The organism is Myceligenerans halotolerans, from assembly GCF_054782975.1.
Window position 1 is genome coordinate 21,929 of the sequence record NZ_BAAGRL010000018.1, and the last position, 17,220, is coordinate 39,148.

Consider the following 17,220-nt stretch of genomic DNA (forward strand, 5'->3'; position numbering starts at 1 on the left):
CTCGTGGCTAGGGTCGGAAGGGCCGGAACACTGCGAGCGAGAGGCGGTCGCGCATGTCGACCAACGAGCCGGGAGCACAGCACCCGTACGACCCGCCGTCGGGCGGGGACGACTCGGGCCGGGCGCCCGAGCAGCCCGCGAGCCGGCCGCCGGAACGGCCCGGAGGCCCCACGTACCAGCCCGGAGCGCCGACCCCGCCGCCGGGGGCGCCGCAGCCCGGACAGGCGTCGCCGTACGCCGCCGGCGGAGTCCCGCCGTCGGCGTACCCGACCCCGGCGCCGGGCATGCAGTACGCCGGCCAGCACTACCCGAAGAACAGCCTGGGCGTGTGGTCGCTCGTGCTGGGCATCCTGAGCTGGTTCGTCTGCCCCGTCATCGCGAGCATCGCCGCGATCATCACCGGCCACATGTCGCGTCGCGCGACGCGTGAGGGCCTGGCCGACAACGGCGGGCTGGGCCTCGCCGGCATCATCCTCGGCTGGGCGTCTCTCATCCTCTCCGTGGTCGCGGTCATCATCTTCGTCGTGGCCTTCGGCGCGGTGATGAACGACCCGGCCTTCCAGGACTTCCTCGACGACCCGTCCGCCTGGCCCACCATCGACTCCTGACGGCAGCGACACCACGGGGCCGCCCGAGCCCGCCCCGGAGCCCGCTCCCCGGGCGGGCTCCCGGCGGAAAACTTCGACCGCACCCGGCCCGGTTCGGTAGGGTTCAGACTGCTTCAAACGGATACTTCTGATTCTGAAAGAGGACACTGCCACCATGTCGACGAACAACCCCGGCGGCCCGTCGCCGTCTCCGTACGACCCGTCGGGGAGCGGCCAGCAGCAGCCGTCGCCCTACGAGCCCGGGCAGGCTCCGCAGCAGCCCGCGTCACCGTACGAGCAGCCGGGACAGACCCCGCCGCCGGCGTCGCCGTACCAGCAGCAGTCGCCCTACCAGCAGCAGGCCGGCGCCACGCCGTACCCGGCGGCGCCCGGCTACCCCGCGCAGTACGGCGGCCAGCCGTTCCCCAAGAACGACCTGGGCGTGTGGGCACTCGTGCTCGGCATCGTCAGCATCGTCATGTGCGGTTTCCTCGCCGGCATCCCGGCGATCATCGTCGGCAACAAGTCGCGCCAGGCCGTCCGCAACGGCGAGGCCAATAACGACGGCATGGCGCGCGCGGGCATCATCACCGGCTGGATCGGCACGGCGCTCAGTATCCTGGTGGTCGTCTTCTACGGGATCATCATCGCCATCGGCGTCAGCGGGGGCTTCGACTCCTCCCCGTCCAGCTATTCCTACTGACGTGGCGCTTCCGGGGCCCAGTGACCGCCCCGGCGAGCGCCTCAGCGGGGACGAAGCCGCTCGGCCGGGGCCTGTAGACCGCCTTGTCCCTCTTCCGGCCAGCCCTGTAACCAGGCAAGATGTGCCCCATGGCTGCTGTTGACGCTAACATCGTCGTCGTCGGAGCGGGACCCACCGGGCTGCTGCTGGCCGGAGATCTCGCTGCCGCCGGTGTGCGCACCACGCTCGTGGAGCGGCGGCCCCGGCAGATCAGCAACTTGTCACGGGCGTTCGCCGTGCACGCACGCGCGCTGGAGCAGCTGGACGCGCGTGAGCTCGCCGAGCCGATCATCGCCGGGGGGCAGGTGATCCGGAACCTGCGGCTGCTGAACCGGTTCGCGCTGGACCTGAGCGTCCTGCCCAGCCGGTTCCCGCAGGTCATGGCCGTCCCGCAGTACGAGGTGGAGCGGGTTCTCCTGGAGCGTGCCGAGGCCGAGGGCGTCACCTTCGCTTACGACACCGAGCTGGAGCGCCTCGACCAGGACGCCGACGGCGTCACCCTGCGGATGGCCGGACCGGACGGCCCCCGCACCCTGCGCGCCGGCTACGTCGTGGGCTGCGACGGGCACCATTCCGCCGTCCGCGACGCCGTCGGGCTGCCGTTCCCCGGCCGGGCCGTGATCCGGTCCATGGTGCTGGCGGACGTGCGGCTCGCGGAGCCGCCGTCGGACGTCCTCACGGTCGCCGTGCGCGACGAGTCGTTCTGCTTCATCGCCCCGTTCGGCGACGGGTACCACCGCGTCATCGGCTGGCGGTACGGCCGCGACGTGCCCGAGGACACCCCCCTCGACCTGGACGAGGTGCGCGAGACCATGCGCGCGGCGTTCGGCACCGACTTCGGCATGATCGACGCCCGCTGGACGTCGCGCTTCCACTCGGACGAGCGGCAGGCGCCGCACTACCGCGTGGGCCGTGTCTTCGTCGCCGGCGACGCCGCCCATGTGCACTCGCCCGCGGGCGGTCAGGGCATGAACACGGGCCTGCAGGACGCGGCGAACCTGTCGTGGAAGCTCGCGCAGGTGGTGTCGGGGCAGGTGAGCGGCGGGGCCGCCGAGGCACTGCTCGACTCCTACGAGTCCGAGCGCCATCCCGTCGGCACGATGGTGCTGCGCGCGAGCGGCGCGCTGGTCCGCGCGGCACGCGGGAAGGGCGTGGTCGCGCGGGCGCTGGGCGTGCTCGTCGTGGGAGTGATCGGGAACCTCCCGCCGGCCCGGCGGCGCGCGATGGGCATGATCTCCGGCGTCGGGATCAACTACGACCGTCCGCGCGGCGGGCACCGGCTGGCCGGCCGCCGCGCGCCGGACCTCCCGCTCGTCCCGGAGGAGTCCGGGGGCGCGACACGCCTCTACGAGGCGCTGCGCTCGGGCGGCTTCGTCATCGTCCGGGGAGCCGACGACGGCGCGACGGGCGCGGCCACCGCGGACCCGCCGCCGGGCAGCCAGTACGCGAAGTGGGCGGCGGGCGCCGTCGAGGTCCGGCGCGCGGACGGCGAGGCCACCACCGTCCTGGTCCGCCCGGACGGCTACATCGCCTGGGCGGCGTGACCGCATGGTCGCCGTCAACAGGCACCGGCGGCGCCTGGCCGACGCCGGGATCAACCGCGTGCTCGAGGTCTCGGGAGTCGGCCGGGAGCGGCTCGACCGGTGGGAGGAGCTCGGGGCGGCCACCTACAACACGGCCTACCGGATCCGCCTCGACGACGGCACCGGACTGGTATTGAAGGTCGCGCCGGACCCGGCCGCGCCCGGGCTGAGCCACGAGCGCGACCTGATGCGCACCGAGGCGATGTTCTACGACACGGCCTCGGGCGTGCTCCCGGTGCCCGGTGTGGTGCGGGTGGAGTTCTCCCGCGAGGTCGTGGACGGCGATTGGCTGCTCATGACCGAACTGCCCGGGCGCAACTGGCACGAGCAGGCGGGCGAGATCTCGGACGGCGACCGGCGGAAGCTGCGCCGCGAGTGCCGGGTGGAGCACCGGCGGTCGCCCGCGTGTAGTGGGTGACCATCGCGTAGTCCTTCGCGGGTCCGCGCACGTCCCAGCGGACCACCATGCGGTTCTTCGCGGACCATGCGGTTCCTTCCGCTTCCGGGCTCAGAGTGGAAGGAACCGCATGGTCCGCGAAGAACCGCATGGTGCCCTCGTAGAGGTCGCGCCCGCACACGTGCTCGACCGGTCGGGCGGTCCAGGGGTGGAAGTCGCGGCCGTCCTCGAACGTGACCCGCCAGTGGCTTGCGGGGGCGCCGGCGGCGTCGTCGTTCCCGGGCTCGTCGTTGCCGGGGACGACGCCCGACCGCCCGCGCACCAGGAACAACGTGCGGCTCACCGGCGTGCTCCGGTCCGCCCCGCGCAGCGTGCCCTCCTCCGCCCACCGGATCCGGCCGTCGGCCTCCGGCGCGAACGTGGCGCGGCCGGAGGCGACGTACTCCGTACCGTCGAGGTGGTCACGCACCTCGCGGCGGAACTCCCACGCGCCCAGGAGTCGTGACGGATCCACGGCCCCACTGTAGAGGCCGCGCGGCAGGGTGTGATCGGCCGGTTGTCGTGCGGTCGGTCAGAGGTCGAGAAGTCGGTCCCCCGAGCGACCGACCGTACGACAACCGGCCGACCACACCTGCACCAGCGGGAAAGCCGTCCTCACCAGGCGACGGCCAGGCGAGAATGGACGCATGACGATCCCCGACGCCGCCACCGCGGCCACCCTCGATCCCGCCAACCCGTACGCCGCACCCTCCACGCTCCCGTACGAGCTGCCCGACTACACCGCCATCCGCGAGGAGCACCACGAGCCCGCGATCGTGGCCGGGATGGCCGCCCAGCGCGCCGAGATCGAGGACATCGTCACGAACCCCGCCCCGGCCGGCGTGGAGAACACCCTCGAAGCGCTCGAACGGTCCGGCGCCCTCCTCGGCCGGGCCCTGCGCGTGTTCGGGAACCAGCTCGCCGCGGACGCCACACCCGGCCTGGAGGAGATCGAGGCCCGCCTCGCCCCGCAGCTCGCCGCCCACGAGGACGCCATCTACATGGACGCCCGCCTCTACGAGCGGGCCCGGGCCCTCCAGGAGCAGGCCGACGCCGGGACGCTCACCCTCGCACCCGACGCCGCCTACCTCCTCGACAAACTCCTCACCCGCATCCGCCGCTCCGGCATCGAGCTGTCCGACGCCGACCAGGACACCCTCCGCGACATCAACGCCCGGCTCACGACGCTCCAGGCCGAGTTCGGCCGCAAGCTCCTGGCCGGCGCCAACGCCGCGAGCGTCCGCATCGCCGACGAGGCCGAGCTCGACGGGCTGCCCGACGCCGCCAGGGCGGGCGCCCGGGCCGCCGCCGAGTCCCGCGGCAGCCAGGGCTGGCTGCTCGAGATGCAGCTCTTCAGCCACCAGCACGTCCTCGCCTCTCTCGCCCGCCCCGACGTGCGCGCCCGCGTCCAGGCCGCCTCCGAGAACCGCGGCCGCGACGGCTCCGAGCACGACACCCGCGCCACCCTGCTCGAGATGGTCCGCCTGCGCGCCGAGCGCGCCCGCCTGCTGGGCTACGAGCACCACGCCGCGTACGTCGCCGAGGAGGCCACCGCCGGCACCACCCGCGAGGTGGACGCAATGCTCACCCGGCTCGCCCCGCCCGCCGTCGCCAACGCCCGGGCGGAACACGCCGACCTGGAGGCGCTCGCGGGCGGCCCCGTCACGGCCGCGGACTGGTCCTACTACGCGGAGGCCGTGCGCAAGGAGCGCTTCTCGCTCGACGACGCGCTGCTGCGCCCGTACCTGGAACTGGGGCGCGTCGCGCGTGACGGGGTGTTCCGCGCGGCGAACCTGCTGTTCGGACTGTCCTTCACCGAGCGGGAGGACCTGGTCGGCTACCACCCGGACGTGCGGATCTTCGAGGTGTTCGACCAGCCGGAACCGGGGGAGCGGGACCAGGGCCTGGGCCTGTTCGTCGCCGACTGGTTCACCCGCGAGTCCAAGCGCGGCGGCGCCTGGATGAACAACCTCGTGGACCAGAACCACCTGCTGGGCCAGCGGGCCGTCGTCGTGAACAACCTCAACATCGTCCGTGCGCCCGCCGGCGAGCCCACCCTGCTCTCCTGGGACGAGGTCACCACGATGTTCCACGAGTTCGGCCACGCGCTGCACGGCCTGCTGTCCGACGTGCGCTACCCGTCGCAGTCCGGCACCGACGTGCCGCGCGACTTCGTCGAGTACCCGTCGCAGGTCAACGAGATGTGGGCGTGGGACCCGGAGATCCTCAGCGGCTTCGCGGTCCACCACGAGACCGGGGAACCCATGCCGCGCGAGTGGATCGACACGATGCTCGCCTCCCGCCAGTACGGCGAGGGCTTCTCCACCACCGAGTACCTCGGCGCCGCCCTGCTGGACCAGGCGTGGCACCAGCTCGCCCCGGAGGACGTCCCCGTGGCGCCGGACGACGTCGCCGGCTTCGAGCAGGCCGCCCTCGCCGCGGCAGGCGTCGACTTCGGGCCCGTCCCGCCGCGGTACCGCACCACCTACTTCAACCACATCTTCGGCGGCGGCTACGCGGCCGGGTACTACTCGTACATCTGGTCCCAGGTGCTCGACGCCGACACCGTCGAGTGGTACGGCGAGAACGGCGGCCTGACCCGCGAGAACGGGGAGGCGTTCCGGCGGCGGCTGCTGGCACGCGGCGGATCGCAGGACCCGGCGCAGTCCTTCCGGGACCTGCGCGGCCGCGATCCTGAGATCGCCCCGCTGCTGGCACGCCTCGGCCTGGACGGCTGATACGGGATAGCACTGATGCGCCGCCGGAGCGCACGGTCGTACGTTCTCCTTACTTACTCGTCGGTTGGTTGGAGATGACCATGCAAGCACGGCTCCGGCGGCGCACGAGCGCCGCCATCACCTCGTTGTTCGTCGCGCTCGTCACCGTCGCCGGACTCGGCGGGATCGTGCCGGCACAGGCCGCCACGGGCGCCATCGTCGGCTACGCCGACAAGTGCGTCGACGTCGACGGCGGGAACAGCGCGGACGGCACCCAGGTGCAGTTGTACACGTGCAACGGCACGGCGGCGCAGACCTGGGACGTCCGCGCCGACGGAACGATCCGGGCGCTGGGCAAATGTCTCGACGTCGCCTGGGCGGACCCGGCGAACGGCACCAGGGTGCAGATCGTCGGCTGCAACGGCAACGCCGCCCAGCAGTGGACGCACCATGCGGACGGCACGCTGCGCGCGCTGGGCAAGTGCCTCGACGTCGACGGCTGGAACAGCGCCGACCGCACGCCCCTGATCATCTGGGACTGCCACGGCGGCGCGAACCAGCAGTGGACGCTGCCCACCGGCGACGGCGGAGACGGCGACCCGCAGCCGGGCCGCATGCCCGGAGCCCCCTACCTCTACCTCGGCTGGGGCGACCCGCAGAACGCCGTGACCGTCATGAACCAGACCGGCATCCGGGCGTTCACCATGGCGTTCATGCTGTCCTCGGGCGGCTGCAACCCCGCGTGGGACGGCTCGCGCCCGCTGACCGGAGGCGCCGACCAGCAGACGATCGACGCGATCAAGGCCGCCGGCGGGCAGGTGCAGATCTCCTTCGGCGGCTGGTCCGGGAACAAGCTGGGACCGAACTGCGCGACGCCGGAGGCCTACGCCGGAGCCGTGCAGCGCGTGATCGACGCGCACCACCCCGACGTCGTCGACTTCGACATCGAGAACACCGACGAGTTCGAGAACGAGGTCGTCCAGGACCGCATCCTGCGCGGGCTCGCCATCGTCAAGCAGAACAATCCCGGCACCAAGGTCGTGGTCACGTTCGGCACCGGGCAGAACGGCCCCACCTGGTGGGGCACCCGCCTGATCAACCGCGCCGCGGAACTCGGGACGCCGATCGACAACTACACGATCATGCCCTTCAACTTCGGGGGCGGCGACATGCACGCCGCCACCGTCAGTGCCGCGCAGGGCCTCAAGGACCAGCTCATGGCTGCGCACGGCTGGTCCGAGGCCGAGGCGTACGCGCACGTCGGGATCTCGGGCATGAACGGGATCTCCGACGTCGGCGAGACCACCACGCCCGCACAGTGGACCGCCATCCGCGACTGGGCGGACGCGCGGGGCGTGGGCAGGCTTGCCTTCTGGTCCGTCAACCGGGACAGGCCGTGCCCGGGCGGGGGCCTCGCCAGCAACTGCAGCGGCATCGCCCAGGCCGACCTGGAGTTCACCAGGATCACCGCGGGCTTCTGACCGGAGCCCCCGCCGGATCCCGCTCCGCCCGCTCCTGCGTTCCTGCCGGAGGCGTGGACGGAGCGGGTACCGTGTCCGACGTGACCGAGACTGCGCGACCCGCTACCCCAGCCCCTCCCGCCCTCGCCGCCCAGGACGAGGTGGTCGGCATCTGCCGCGACCTCATCCGGTTCGACACCTCGAACTACGGCAACGGCGAGGGACCAGGGGAGCGGGCCGCGGCCGAGTACGTCATGGAGCTGCTCACCGAGGTCGGCCTGCAACCGGAGATCTTCGAGTCCGAGCCGGGCCGGGCCTCCGTCGTCGTGCGGCTCGAAGGGGTCGACCGGTCACGGCCCGCGCTCGTGCTGCACGGCCACCTCGACGTCGTGCCCGCGGCCGCCGGTGACTGGACGGTGGACCCGTTCGCCGCGGAGGAGACCGACGGTCTGATCTGGGGCCGGGGCGCCGTGGACATGAAGGACATGGACGCCATGATCCTGTCCGTCGTGCGGCAGATGGCGCGCGAGGGACGCAAGCCCGCCCGCGACGTCGTCGTCGCCTTCTTCGCGGACGAGGAGAACGGCGGCCGGCTCGGCGCCGGCTACATGACCGCCGAGCACGCCGAGCTCTTCGAGGGCGCGACCGAGGCGGTCAGCGAGGTCGGCGGGTTCTCGGTGGACGTCGGCGGCCACCGCGCCTACCTGCTGCAGACCGCCGAGAAGAGCCTGTCCTGGATGCGGCTGCTCGCCGACGGCCGCGCGGGCCACGGCTCCCAGGTCAACCACGACAACGCGGTCACGGCGCTCGCCGAGGCCGTCGCCCGCATCGGGAGGTACGCGTGGCCGTACACGCCGACCCCCACCGTGGACGCGCTGCTGAGCGGCGTCGCCGAGCTGACCGGCCTGCCGTACGACGCCGCCCGGTTCGCCGAGGATCCCGGGATGGTCGACGACCTCGTGGCCGCGCTCGGGCCGGCCGCCAAGTTCGTCGGCGCCACCGTGCGCAACACCTCGAACCCCACCCAGCTGGACGCCGGGTACAAGGCGAACGTCATCCCCGGCTCGGCGTCGGCCGCGATCGACGTGCGACTCCTGCCGGGGCACGAGGCCGAGGGCATCGAGACGCTGAAGGAGCTGGCCGGACCCGGCGTGCGGGTCGAGCCGATCCATCAGGACGTGTCCCTCGAGGTGCCGTTCACCGGCTCCCTCGTGGACGCGATGGTCGACGCGATCGACGCGGAGGACCCGGGCGCCACCGTGCTGCCGTACACGCTGTCGGGCGGCACCGACAACAAGTGGATGTCCCGCCTCGGCATCACCGGCTACGGCTTCGCCCCGCTGCGGCTGCCCGCGGACCTCGACTTCGCCGGCATGTTCCACGGCGTCGACGAGCGCGTGCCGACGGACGCGCTGAGGTTCGGCACCCGGGTCCTGGACCGCCTCCTCGCGACCTGCTGACGGCGCCCCCGCCCGGCTGACGGCACGCTCGGATGATCGGTCCGTGCGTGAGCGGTCGGCACGTTGAGCTGCCGATCACTCACACGAGGACCGATCACGCGGGCGGCGGCTCGCCGGGCCCGCCGCTGCGCGGCGAGTCAGGCCCTCCGCAGGCCCGCCGCCGTCAGCAGGCCGAGGACCAGGCCGTACACCAGGTGCTCGATCGTGAACGTGCCCCAGCCGGCCATCGTGGCCATGTCGGCGATCGGGTTGCCCATCTCGGTGTCGCCCACGCCCAGGAGCGCGGCCACCACCGGCAGCGCGACGAAGGCGCTGACGACCAGCACCACCGCGCCCCAGACGAGCCCGAGCCCGCCGAACAGGAGCGTCGCGGGCCGTAGCCGCGCCACCAGCAGTCCGAAGATCGCGCCGTAGACGGCGCCGGTCACCATGTGGATGACCAGGCCCAGGACCGCCACCCCGCCGGAGATCACGAACGCGTCGCCCGCCATCGCGCCCTCCATCGAGCCCGTCATGGCGTCCGGACTCGCGAACAGCGTCGCGATGTGGTGCAGCGGCGTGAAGAAGCCGGTGCCGCCGGCCCACATCGCGATCATCGCGTACATCCCCATCACCACCGAGGCCAGCAGCCCGGCCACCGCGCCGGTCACCGCGGCCCGGCCGAGCCCCACCCGGTGCTGTGTCTCCATCGTGGTCATGGTTGTCTCCTCGTGTCGTCACCTCTCCCGGCGTCGCCCGCCGGGGCCCGGCGATCGACGCCGGACATCTTCAGCCAAGCCGTGCCGCGGACCGGCGTCCGTGAGCGCGATCACAGAAGGGGTGACAAGCCGCGCCTAGCGTGTGAAAACATGAGGTACGACGCGATCGACCCGGACAGCCCGGCGGAGGGCTGCGGATGCGTGCCCGATGCGGGGTTCGTGCGGCTGGTCGAACGCACGCCACCGTGGGCACCGCAGCCGGGGGTGCCGCAGGAGAGAGAGCGCATGACGACCTCGGGCACGACACGACCGGGCGCGGCCAACGACCCCGAGCGCCTGTGGTGCATGGCCGAGGTCGACATCTTCGCCGACCTCGACGAGCGCGAGATGGACGCCATGGCGCAGGCGGCCCCGATGACGCGCTATCCCGCCGGCACCCTCGTCTACACGCCGCACGAACCCGTCCAGACGCTGTTCATCCTCAAGAAGGGGCGCGTGCGGATCTTCCGGCTCTCCGCCGACGGGCGCGCCCTGACCACGGCGATCATCTCGCCGGGCACGATCTTCGGCGAGATGGCGGTGCTCGGGCAGCAGATGCACGGCAGCTTCGCGGAGGCGATGGACGACGTCGTCGTCTGCGTGATGACCACCACCGACGTGCGCCGGCTCCTGCTCGGCGACCCGCGCATCGCCGCGCGCATCTCCGAGACCCTCGGCCGCCGGATCGGCGACCTCGAGCGACGGCTGTCCGACGCCGTGTTCAAGTCCGTCCCGCAACGGGTCGCGGGCACCCTCGCCACGCTCGCCGACTCGGGGCAGGCGCGCCCGCTCACGCGTGGCGTCCAGGTGCGGCTCACCCACGAGCAGGTCGCGGCGCTCGCCGGGACGTCACGGGAGACGACGACGAAGGTCCTGGGCGAGCTCGCGGACCGGGACCTGATCACCCTGGGCCGGGGAAGGATCGTGGTCCTGGACCGCGAGCGCCTGGCGCTCCTCGCGGAGGGTGCCTGAGAGGCCGCGCGGCGCGGCCCCGCGGCCTGTCGAGCTTCAGTCCACCGGCTCCAGGAGGAACAGCGGGATCAGCCGGTCCGTCTTCTTCTCGTACTCGGCGTACGTGGACCAGGTGGCCACGGCGATGTCCCACCACTCGGCGCGTTCGTCGCCCGACAGCTCGCGCGCCACGTACGTCTTGCGCACGGGCCCGTCCTGGAGCTCGACGCGGGGGTTGGCGCGGAAGTTGTGCACCCAGACGGGGTTCTTCGGCGCGCCGCCCTTCGACCCGACGGCCAGGTAGGAGCCGTTCTTCTCGACGCGCATCAGCGGCGTCTTGCGGATCTTCCCGCTCTTCGCGCCGCGGTTGGTGATCACGACGATGGGGTCGCCGCTTCCGCGCAGCGTGTTCGCCTCGGCGCCGTCCGACGCCTCGAACGCCTCCACCTGGTCGCGCACCCATCCGGCCGTGCTCGGAACGTATTCGCCCTGGAGTTCGGTCATGCTCCTGCCAACCGCGGAGGTGCGCGGATATTCCCTGACACGCCGCGGACACGCCGCGGACACACCGCGCCACGCCACGGGCGAACGCATGCCGGAGCGGCAGGCGTACCCCATAGGGTGGGAGGATGACCGACGCCCAGTCCGAGCCGAACGACCAGGCCCCGACCTCACGAACGGTCCGCAGGACCGTCCTTCTGGCTGCTTTCGAGGGCTGGAACGACGCCGGTGGCGCGGCGACCAGTGCCCTGACGCATCTGTGCGAGGTGTGGGGTGCGGAGAAGGTTGCCGAGCTGGACCCGGACGAGTATCACGACTTCCAGGTGAACCGTCCCACCGTCGCGTTCGACGACGACGGCAAGCAGTTCATCACCTGGCCGACGACGTCGGTCTGGGTGGCGCACCTGCCTCAGCGCACCGTCGTCCTGGTGCACGGCATCGAGCCGTCGATGCGCTGGCGCAAGTACTGTGCCGAGTTGCTCGGCATGGCCGGGGATCTGGGCGTGGAGTCGTTCGTGACGCTCGGCGCGCTGCTGGCGGACGTGCCGCACACGCGGCCGATCCCGATGACGGCGACGTCGGACAGCACGGGCGTGCAGGCGGTGCTCGACATCGAGCCCAACACCTACACGGGCCCGACCGGCATCGTCGGCGTGATGCAGCACGAGGCGGCCGAGCGCGGGCTGCAGTCGGTCTCGTTGTGGGCCGCGGTGCCGCACTACGTGGCGAACCCGCCCTCGCCCAAGGCGGCGCTGGCGATCCTGACGCGTATCGAGGAACTGCTGGGCGAGTCGATCGACATGGGCGACCTGCCGGACGACGCCGCCGCCTGGCAGCAGGGCGTGGACGAGCTGGCGAGCGAGGACACCGAGATCTCCGAGTACGTCGCGCAGCTCGAGGAGGCGAAGGACACCGCGGAGCTGCCCGAGGCTTCCGGTGACGCGATCGCGCGGGAGTTCGAGCGGTACCTGCGCCGCCGTGACATCGGTGGCAAGGACGGCAAGGACCCGGGGAGCGCCGGTTCGATCTGACGCGTCGGGTCAGAGACGGACGCCCAGGAGGGCGTTGACCGCGCGGGAGAGGACGCCCGGGGCGCCCTCCTCGTCGTCGGCGGTGTCGCGCGCCGGGTCCAGGGCCGCGGCCGCCCAGTCGTCCACCGCGGCGAGGGCCGCGGGGGCGTCCAGGTCGTGGGACAGGGCGGCGCGGACGGCGGCCAGGGTGTCGTCGGCGGACGGACCGCCGTTGCCGGACAGGGCCGCGCGCCACCGCTCGAGGCGTTCGGTGCCCGACGCCAGGTCGGCGTCCGTCCACTCCCAGGTGGTGCGGTAGTGGTGGGCGAGGAGGGCGAGCCGGATCGCCATGGGGTCGGCGCCGTCGGCGCGGAGCCGGGAGACGAGCACCAGGTTCCCGCGCGACTTGCTCATCTTCTCGCCCTGGTAGGCGATCAGTGCCGCGTGCACGTGCGCGCGGGCCGTCCGGACGCCGAGCGCGCGCAGGTGGGAGACGGACATCTCGTGGTGCGGGAACGCGAGGTCGGCGCCCCCGCCCTGGATGTCGAACGTGCCCGCGCCGGACAGGTCGAGCCCCGCCCGCGCGATCACCGTGCACTCGATGTGCCAGCCTGGCCGTCCCCGGCCGAGGGTCCCGCCGTCCCAGGCGGGCTCCCCCGGGCGCTCGGCGCGCCACAGCAGCGGGTCGAGCGGGTCGCGCTTGCCGGGCCGTTCGGGATCGCCGCCGCGCTGGGCGAACAGGGTGCCCATCGTGGCCGCGTCGAGGCGGGAGACCGTGCCGAAGCCGGCGTCGGCGGACAGGTCGGCGTAGATGTCGTCGCCCGTCACGCCGTCGTCGGACGGGGGGACGCGGTAGGCGGCACCGGCCTCCAGGAGCGCGGCCACGGCCTCGGCGACCTCCGGGATGGACTCGACCACCCCGCTGTACACGTCCGGCGGGACGACGCCGAGCGCCGTCATGTCCTCGGCGAACAGGGCCACCTGGTCGCGCGCGAGGTCGCTCCAGTGCACGCCGGTGGCGGCGGCGCGTTCCAGCAGCGGGTCGTCGACGTCCGTCACGTTGGACACGTACGTGACCTCCTTGCCGGCGTCGCGCCAGGCGCGGACCAGCAGGTCGAAGGTCACGTACGTGTTCGCGTGGCCGATGTGGGTCGCGTCGTACGGCGTGATGCCGCAGACGTACAGCCCGGCCGTCGCTCCGGGCGCGGCCTCGGTGAGGCCGCCGGTCGAGGTGTCGTGCACCTGGATCTTGTCGGAGCTGCCGGGGATCGCGGGGATCTGCGGGAAGGGCCAGGAATGCACCCGCACAGCCTAGACGGTCGGTACGACACGCCAGGACGGCGGGCGCCGTTCCCGACGCAGGTCACACCGCCGGGATCACAGGGTCGGCTGCACGCGGATGATCTTGCGCCGGAGCCACACCCGGCGCTCGCCGCCCAGGTAGATGCGGGTGCGTGCCAGCTCCCAGCGTCCGTACTCGGCCTCGTCGGTGAGGAGCTTGCGAGCGTCGGGCACGCTCGTGGATCTGTCGATGGTCAGGACCCGGTACTCGTACTGGCCGTGCTTACGCCATGTGGAGCCGTCACTCGCCATGTGTCACCGTCCCCGTCACAGACGACAATTCGTCCGACTATTGTGTCCCATCCGTTGCGGGGATCAAGGGGTTTGGGTCACGTCCTGGGGATCGAATGGCGCTGACCGATACCGCAGGCCAGCGCGCGGCAGTAGAGTTCGATGCATGACCGTTGACCCGCGCGCCGCACTCGACCGCCTCGTGGCCGCACTCGAGGCCCACTACAACGCGGTCGCCACGAGACGGAGCGACGACGACCCCGCCGTCGACGACGCCTACGACGTGCTCGCCGACGCCTACGAGGTGTACGAGGACGCCCTGGCCACGCGCTTCGGCGAGGTCACCCCGTTCTACCTGGCCGAGGATCTCGACGACGAGGACGACGACGGCAGTGACGAGGACGACGACGATCTCGACTTCGATTTCGAGGACGAGCTCGCGGATGTCGACGACACGGAGTCCGCGGCGCCGGCGGGCGAGCCCGCGCGCTGAGGCGCCGGGGGAACGCCTACCAGCGTTCCGGATAGCCGATGGGCGGCGCCGAGACGTCGTCCAGCGCGGACAGCACCTCCGCGGGGAGCCTCAGGTCCGTGGCCCCGAGGCTCGTGCGCAGCTGCGCGGGGGTGCGCGCACCCACGATCGCCGACGCGAGCCGGTCCCGTTCCAGCAGCCAGGACAGCGCGACCTCCGCGGGCGTCCGGCCGAGGCCGTCCGCGGCGATGCCGACGGCATCGACCACCGACGCCGCATCCCCCTCCAGGTAGGGCGCCACGAACCCGGCCAGATGGTTCGACGCCGCCCGCGAGTCCGCGGGGGTGCCGTGCCGGTACTTGCCGGTGAGGACCCCGCGCCCCAGCGGCGACCAGGCCAGCAGCCCCATGCCGAGCGCGTCGGCGGCCGGGAGCGCCTCCCGCTCCGCTCCGCGCTGCACCAGGGAGTACTCCAGGGAGAGGGCGGGCAGCCCGATGTCGCCCTCCAGGAGCGAGGCGGCCCGCGCGGCCGCCCAGGCCGGGTGGTTGCACAGCCCGGCGTAGCGGGCCCGGCCCGACGTCACGGCCAGCCGCAGCGCCGAGCAGGTCTCCGCGAGCGGGGTGGCGCCGTCCGGGCAGGCCACGAGGAACAGGTCCACGTGGTCGGTGCCCATCCGCCGCAGCGAGGCGTCCAGGGAGTCCAGGAGCGCGCCGCGGGACGCGTCACGGCGGGTGCCGGCCTTGGTCGCCAGCACGACGTCGTCCCGTGCCACCTTTCCGGCCAGGAGCGTGCCGATGACGTTCTCGGCCTCGCCCTCGCCGTAGGCGGCGGCCGTGTCGATCAGCGTGCCTCCGGCGTCGAGGAAGTCGCGCGCCTGCTCGGCGGCGTCGAGTTCGTCGGTGTCCCGGCCCCAGGTCATCGTGCCCAGTCCCAGCTCGGACACGCGCAGTCCGGAAGCCCCCACCCTGCGGTGATCCATGCTCGCAGGCTACCTGGCAGCGGGTAAGGTTACCGCCCGTGACGTCGTGGCAAGCCATCTTCCTGGGTCTCGTCCAGGGTCTGACCGAGTTCCTCCCGGTTTCCTCCAGCGCGCACCTGCGCATCACGAGCGAGCTGATCGGTGCCGGTGACGCCGGGGCCGCGTTCACCGCGATCACGCAGCTCGGCACGGAGACTGCCGTCGTCATCTACTACCGCAGGAAGATCGGCCAGATCCTCGTCGCCTGGTTCCGCGCACTGACCGGCGCGAACGGCCCCGACTGGCGCTCACGGCTGGGACTCGGCCCGGCGTCCGGCTCCATCAGCGTCCGGCACGCCAGGCCCGGGATCAGCATCGCCGACCCGGACGCCGCGATGGGCTGGTACATCATCCTCGGCTCCGTCCCGATCGTGGTGCTCGGCCTGCTGTTCCAGGACTACATCGAGACGAGTCTGCGCAACCTGTGGCTGACCGTGGCGATGCTCGCCGGGTTCGGGGCGATCATCCTGTGGGCCGACCGGACGGCCCGCCAGGAGCGCGAGCTCGAGACGCTCACCACACGCAGCGCGCTCGGGTACGGGTTCGCGCAGTCCCTCGCGCTCGTCCCGGGCGTGTCGCGCTCCGGCGGCACGATCGCCGCGGGCCTGTTCATGGGCTTCAAGCGCGGCGCGGCCGCGGACTACTCGTTCCTCCTGGCGCTGCCCGCCGTGTTCGGGTCCGGGTTCTACCAGCTGCTGAAGACGATCGGCGAGCCGATCCCCGAGGGGGCGCCCGGCTGGAACGCGACCATCATCGCGACGATCGTGGCGGGTGTCGTCGGCTACTTCGTCATCGTGGCGTTCCTCAAGATCGTCAAGCGCTACTCGTTCGCGCCGTTCGTCTACTACCGCTTCGCGCTCGCGGCCGTGGTGGCCGTGCTGCTCGTCACCGGCACGATCGACGCCACCGGCGGGGTGGGCTGACCCCGAGGGCGCCCCTGCCACGAATCCGGCCCCCACGCCGAGACCGATGATCGCCGTACCGGGCGTCGTCACCACCGGCCCGGTCGCCACCACCAGCCCAAGCTCCACGATCGGCGTGAGCGCGGCCAGGATCTCGTCGACGGCAGGGCCGAGCCGTGGGCTCGTCCGCTCCCTGATGCATCGTGGATAAGGGTAGGTATGCCTAAGTTCTCTTGCTAGGATGCGGCAACGTCGTGACACATTGTCACTACGATGAACCGCATGCCGCTCGCCCGGGCGGCACCCGCACCCTCGGAGGTCCCATGAGCGCACTCCCCGCCGACACCGCGCCCACCCTGTCCACCCTCCTCCGCGACGGCACACGGGCCGACCACACGGCCGCCGAGACCGAGCCGTTCATCGAGCACCTGATGTCCGGGGACCTGGACCGGGCCGCCTACGCGGACCTCGCCGCCCAGCAACTCGTCGTCTACGAGGCGCTCGAGGAGGCGAGCGCGGCGGTGTGCCGCGACGCGCGCGGCCGGCCGCTCGTGTTCGACGAGCTGACCCGGGTTCCGGCGATCGAACAGGACCTGACGTTCCTCTACGGGCCCGCCTGGCGCGACGAGATCCGGATCCTGCCCGCCACGCACGACTACGCCGCGCGGGTCCGCGAGGTCGGGGCGAGCCTGCCGCACTACGCCGCGCACGCCTACACGCGATACCTGGGCGACCTGTCCGGCGGGCAGATCGTCCGGCGCATGCTCGAGCGCCACTACGGGCTCGACGGCGACGGGCTCGCGTTCTACGCGTTTCCCGACATCCCCAAGGCGAAGGTCTTCAAGGACGTCTACCGCGAGCGCCTCGACGCCCTCGCGCTCGACGACGCCGAGATCGACACCGCGCTGTCCGAGGCGCGGCTCGCCTTCCGCCTGAATCGCGCGGTGTTCGCGGCGCTCGCGGAGGTGCACCGGCCGTAGGGGTCGCGCCGGGGCCGTCGTGCCTTCCGGCCCGGCAGTGGCTCTAGCCCGTTTTTCTCGGGAGGGACCCCGCCTGATCTTGGCGGGCCCGG

The 17,220-nt window shown here is 72.4% G+C and carries 17 protein-coding genes; 11 read left to right on the forward strand and 6 right to left on the reverse strand.

Annotation, left to right across the window (positions count from 1 at the left end; all coding sequences use genetic code 11):
- The first annotated feature begins 53 nt into the window (after nucleotides 1–53).
- The 3 genes from ACYVK5_RS12780 to ACYVK5_RS12790 all read left to right on the forward strand — a co-directional run bounded on the left by ACYVK5_RS12780 (nucleotide 54) and on the right by ACYVK5_RS12790 (nucleotide 2,873).
- On the forward strand, nucleotides 54–608 hold the full coding sequence (locus tag ACYVK5_RS12780) for a DUF4190 domain-containing protein (RefSeq protein WP_460705478.1): 555 nt from the start codon (nucleotides 54–56) through the stop codon (nucleotides 606–608).
- 154 nt (nucleotides 609–762) lie between these two features.
- The gene (locus ACYVK5_RS12785; RefSeq protein ID WP_460705480.1) at nucleotides 763–1,290 is read left to right on the forward strand and encodes a DUF4190 domain-containing protein; all 528 of its coding nucleotides are present in this window, start codon (nucleotides 763–765) and stop codon (nucleotides 1,288–1,290) included.
- 128 nt (nucleotides 1,291–1,418) lie between these two features.
- Nucleotides 1,419–2,873, forward strand: coding sequence for an FAD-dependent oxidoreductase (locus ACYVK5_RS12790; RefSeq protein WP_460705482.1), 1,455 nt, complete (start codon nucleotides 1,419–1,421; stop codon nucleotides 2,871–2,873).
- Between the two features lie 332 nt (nucleotides 2,874–3,205).
- Here ACYVK5_RS12790 and ACYVK5_RS12795 read toward each other — a convergent pair whose 3' ends face one another.
- Nucleotides 3,206–3,823, reverse strand: coding sequence for a DUF6314 family protein (locus tag ACYVK5_RS12795; RefSeq protein WP_460705484.1), 618 nt, complete (start codon nucleotides 3,821–3,823; stop codon nucleotides 3,206–3,208).
- A gap of 172 nt (nucleotides 3,824–3,995) precedes the next feature.
- Here ACYVK5_RS12795 and ACYVK5_RS12800 point away from each other — a divergent pair, with 172 nt between their 5' ends.
- The 3 genes from ACYVK5_RS12800 (at nucleotide 3,996) to ACYVK5_RS12810 (ending at nucleotide 8,985) form a co-directional block, all read left to right on the forward strand.
- The gene (locus tag ACYVK5_RS12800; RefSeq protein ID WP_460705486.1) at nucleotides 3,996–6,086 is read left to right on the forward strand and encodes a M3 family metallopeptidase; all 2,091 of its coding nucleotides are present in this window, start codon (nucleotides 3,996–3,998) and stop codon (nucleotides 6,084–6,086) included.
- A gap of 80 nt (nucleotides 6,087–6,166) precedes the next feature.
- Nucleotides 6,167–7,546 (forward strand): ricin-type beta-trefoil lectin domain protein, encoded by a 1,380-nt coding sequence (locus ACYVK5_RS12805; RefSeq protein ID WP_460705488.1) that lies wholly within the window; start codon nucleotides 6,167–6,169, stop codon nucleotides 7,544–7,546.
- 80 nt (nucleotides 7,547–7,626) lie between these two features.
- On the forward strand, nucleotides 7,627–8,985 hold the full coding sequence (locus ACYVK5_RS12810) for a M20/M25/M40 family metallo-hydrolase (protein ID WP_460705489.1): 1,359 nt from the start codon (nucleotides 7,627–7,629) through the stop codon (nucleotides 8,983–8,985).
- A 137-nt stretch (nucleotides 8,986–9,122) separates the two neighbouring features.
- On the opposite strand, the gene ACYVK5_RS12815 is transcribed toward ACYVK5_RS12810, so the two are convergent.
- Nucleotides 9,123–9,683 (reverse strand): hypothetical protein, encoded by a 561-nt coding sequence (locus ACYVK5_RS12815; protein WP_460705491.1) that lies wholly within the window; start codon nucleotides 9,681–9,683, stop codon nucleotides 9,123–9,125.
- Nucleotides 9,684–9,833: 150 nt separating this feature from the next.
- Between ACYVK5_RS12815 and ACYVK5_RS12820 the strand changes: the two genes are divergently transcribed.
- A complete protein-coding gene (locus ACYVK5_RS12820) occupies nucleotides 9,834–10,694 on the forward strand; it encodes a Crp/Fnr family transcriptional regulator (RefSeq protein ID WP_460705493.1) in 861 nt (286 codons plus the stop codon).
- Nucleotides 10,695–10,730: 36 nt separating this feature from the next.
- On the opposite strand, the gene ACYVK5_RS12825 is transcribed toward ACYVK5_RS12820, so the two are convergent.
- Nucleotides 10,731–11,177 (reverse strand): nitroreductase family deazaflavin-dependent oxidoreductase, encoded by a 447-nt coding sequence (locus tag ACYVK5_RS12825; RefSeq protein WP_460705495.1) that lies wholly within the window; start codon nucleotides 11,175–11,177, stop codon nucleotides 10,731–10,733.
- A 125-nt stretch (nucleotides 11,178–11,302) separates the two neighbouring features.
- On the opposite strand from ACYVK5_RS12825, the gene ACYVK5_RS12830 reads away from it, so the two are divergent.
- Nucleotides 11,303–12,205, forward strand: a complete 903-nt coding sequence (locus ACYVK5_RS12830; RefSeq protein WP_460705497.1) for a PAC2 family protein — start codon at nucleotides 11,303–11,305, stop codon at nucleotides 12,203–12,205.
- 9 nt (nucleotides 12,206–12,214) lie between these two features.
- Here ACYVK5_RS12830 and mshC read toward each other — a convergent pair whose 3' ends face one another.
- Together mshC and ACYVK5_RS12840 are read right to left on the reverse strand one after the other, a co-directional pair.
- Entirely contained in the window at nucleotides 12,215–13,486 is a 1,272-nt protein-coding gene (gene mshC, locus ACYVK5_RS12835; protein WP_460705499.1) for a cysteine--1-D-myo-inosityl 2-amino-2-deoxy-alpha-D-glucopyranoside ligase, read from the reverse strand.
- A gap of 75 nt (nucleotides 13,487–13,561) precedes the next feature.
- Nucleotides 13,562–13,777, reverse strand: coding sequence for a DUF5703 family protein (locus ACYVK5_RS12840; RefSeq protein ID WP_460705501.1), 216 nt, complete (start codon nucleotides 13,775–13,777; stop codon nucleotides 13,562–13,564).
- A gap of 145 nt (nucleotides 13,778–13,922) precedes the next feature.
- Here ACYVK5_RS12840 and ACYVK5_RS12845 point away from each other — a divergent pair, with 145 nt between their 5' ends.
- Complete coding sequence (locus tag ACYVK5_RS12845; RefSeq protein ID WP_460705503.1) at nucleotides 13,923–14,249, forward strand: primosomal protein; 327 nt, start codon at nucleotides 13,923–13,925, stop codon at nucleotides 14,247–14,249.
- A gap of 16 nt (nucleotides 14,250–14,265) precedes the next feature.
- On the opposite strand, the gene ACYVK5_RS12850 is transcribed toward ACYVK5_RS12845, so the two are convergent.
- Nucleotides 14,266–15,207 (reverse strand): aldo/keto reductase, encoded by a 942-nt coding sequence (locus tag ACYVK5_RS12850; protein ID WP_460705505.1) that lies wholly within the window; start codon nucleotides 15,205–15,207, stop codon nucleotides 14,266–14,268.
- Between the two features lie 38 nt (nucleotides 15,208–15,245).
- Here ACYVK5_RS12850 and ACYVK5_RS12855 point away from each other — a divergent pair, with 38 nt between their 5' ends.
- Entirely contained in the window at nucleotides 15,246–16,169 is a 924-nt protein-coding gene (locus ACYVK5_RS12855) for an undecaprenyl-diphosphate phosphatase (RefSeq protein ID WP_460705507.1), read from the forward strand.
- Between the two features lie 302 nt (nucleotides 16,170–16,471).
- On the forward strand, nucleotides 16,472–17,128 hold the full coding sequence (locus tag ACYVK5_RS12860) for a biliverdin-producing heme oxygenase (RefSeq protein ID WP_460705509.1): 657 nt from the start codon (nucleotides 16,472–16,474) through the stop codon (nucleotides 17,126–17,128).
- Nucleotides 17,129–17,220: the final 92 nt, after the last annotated feature.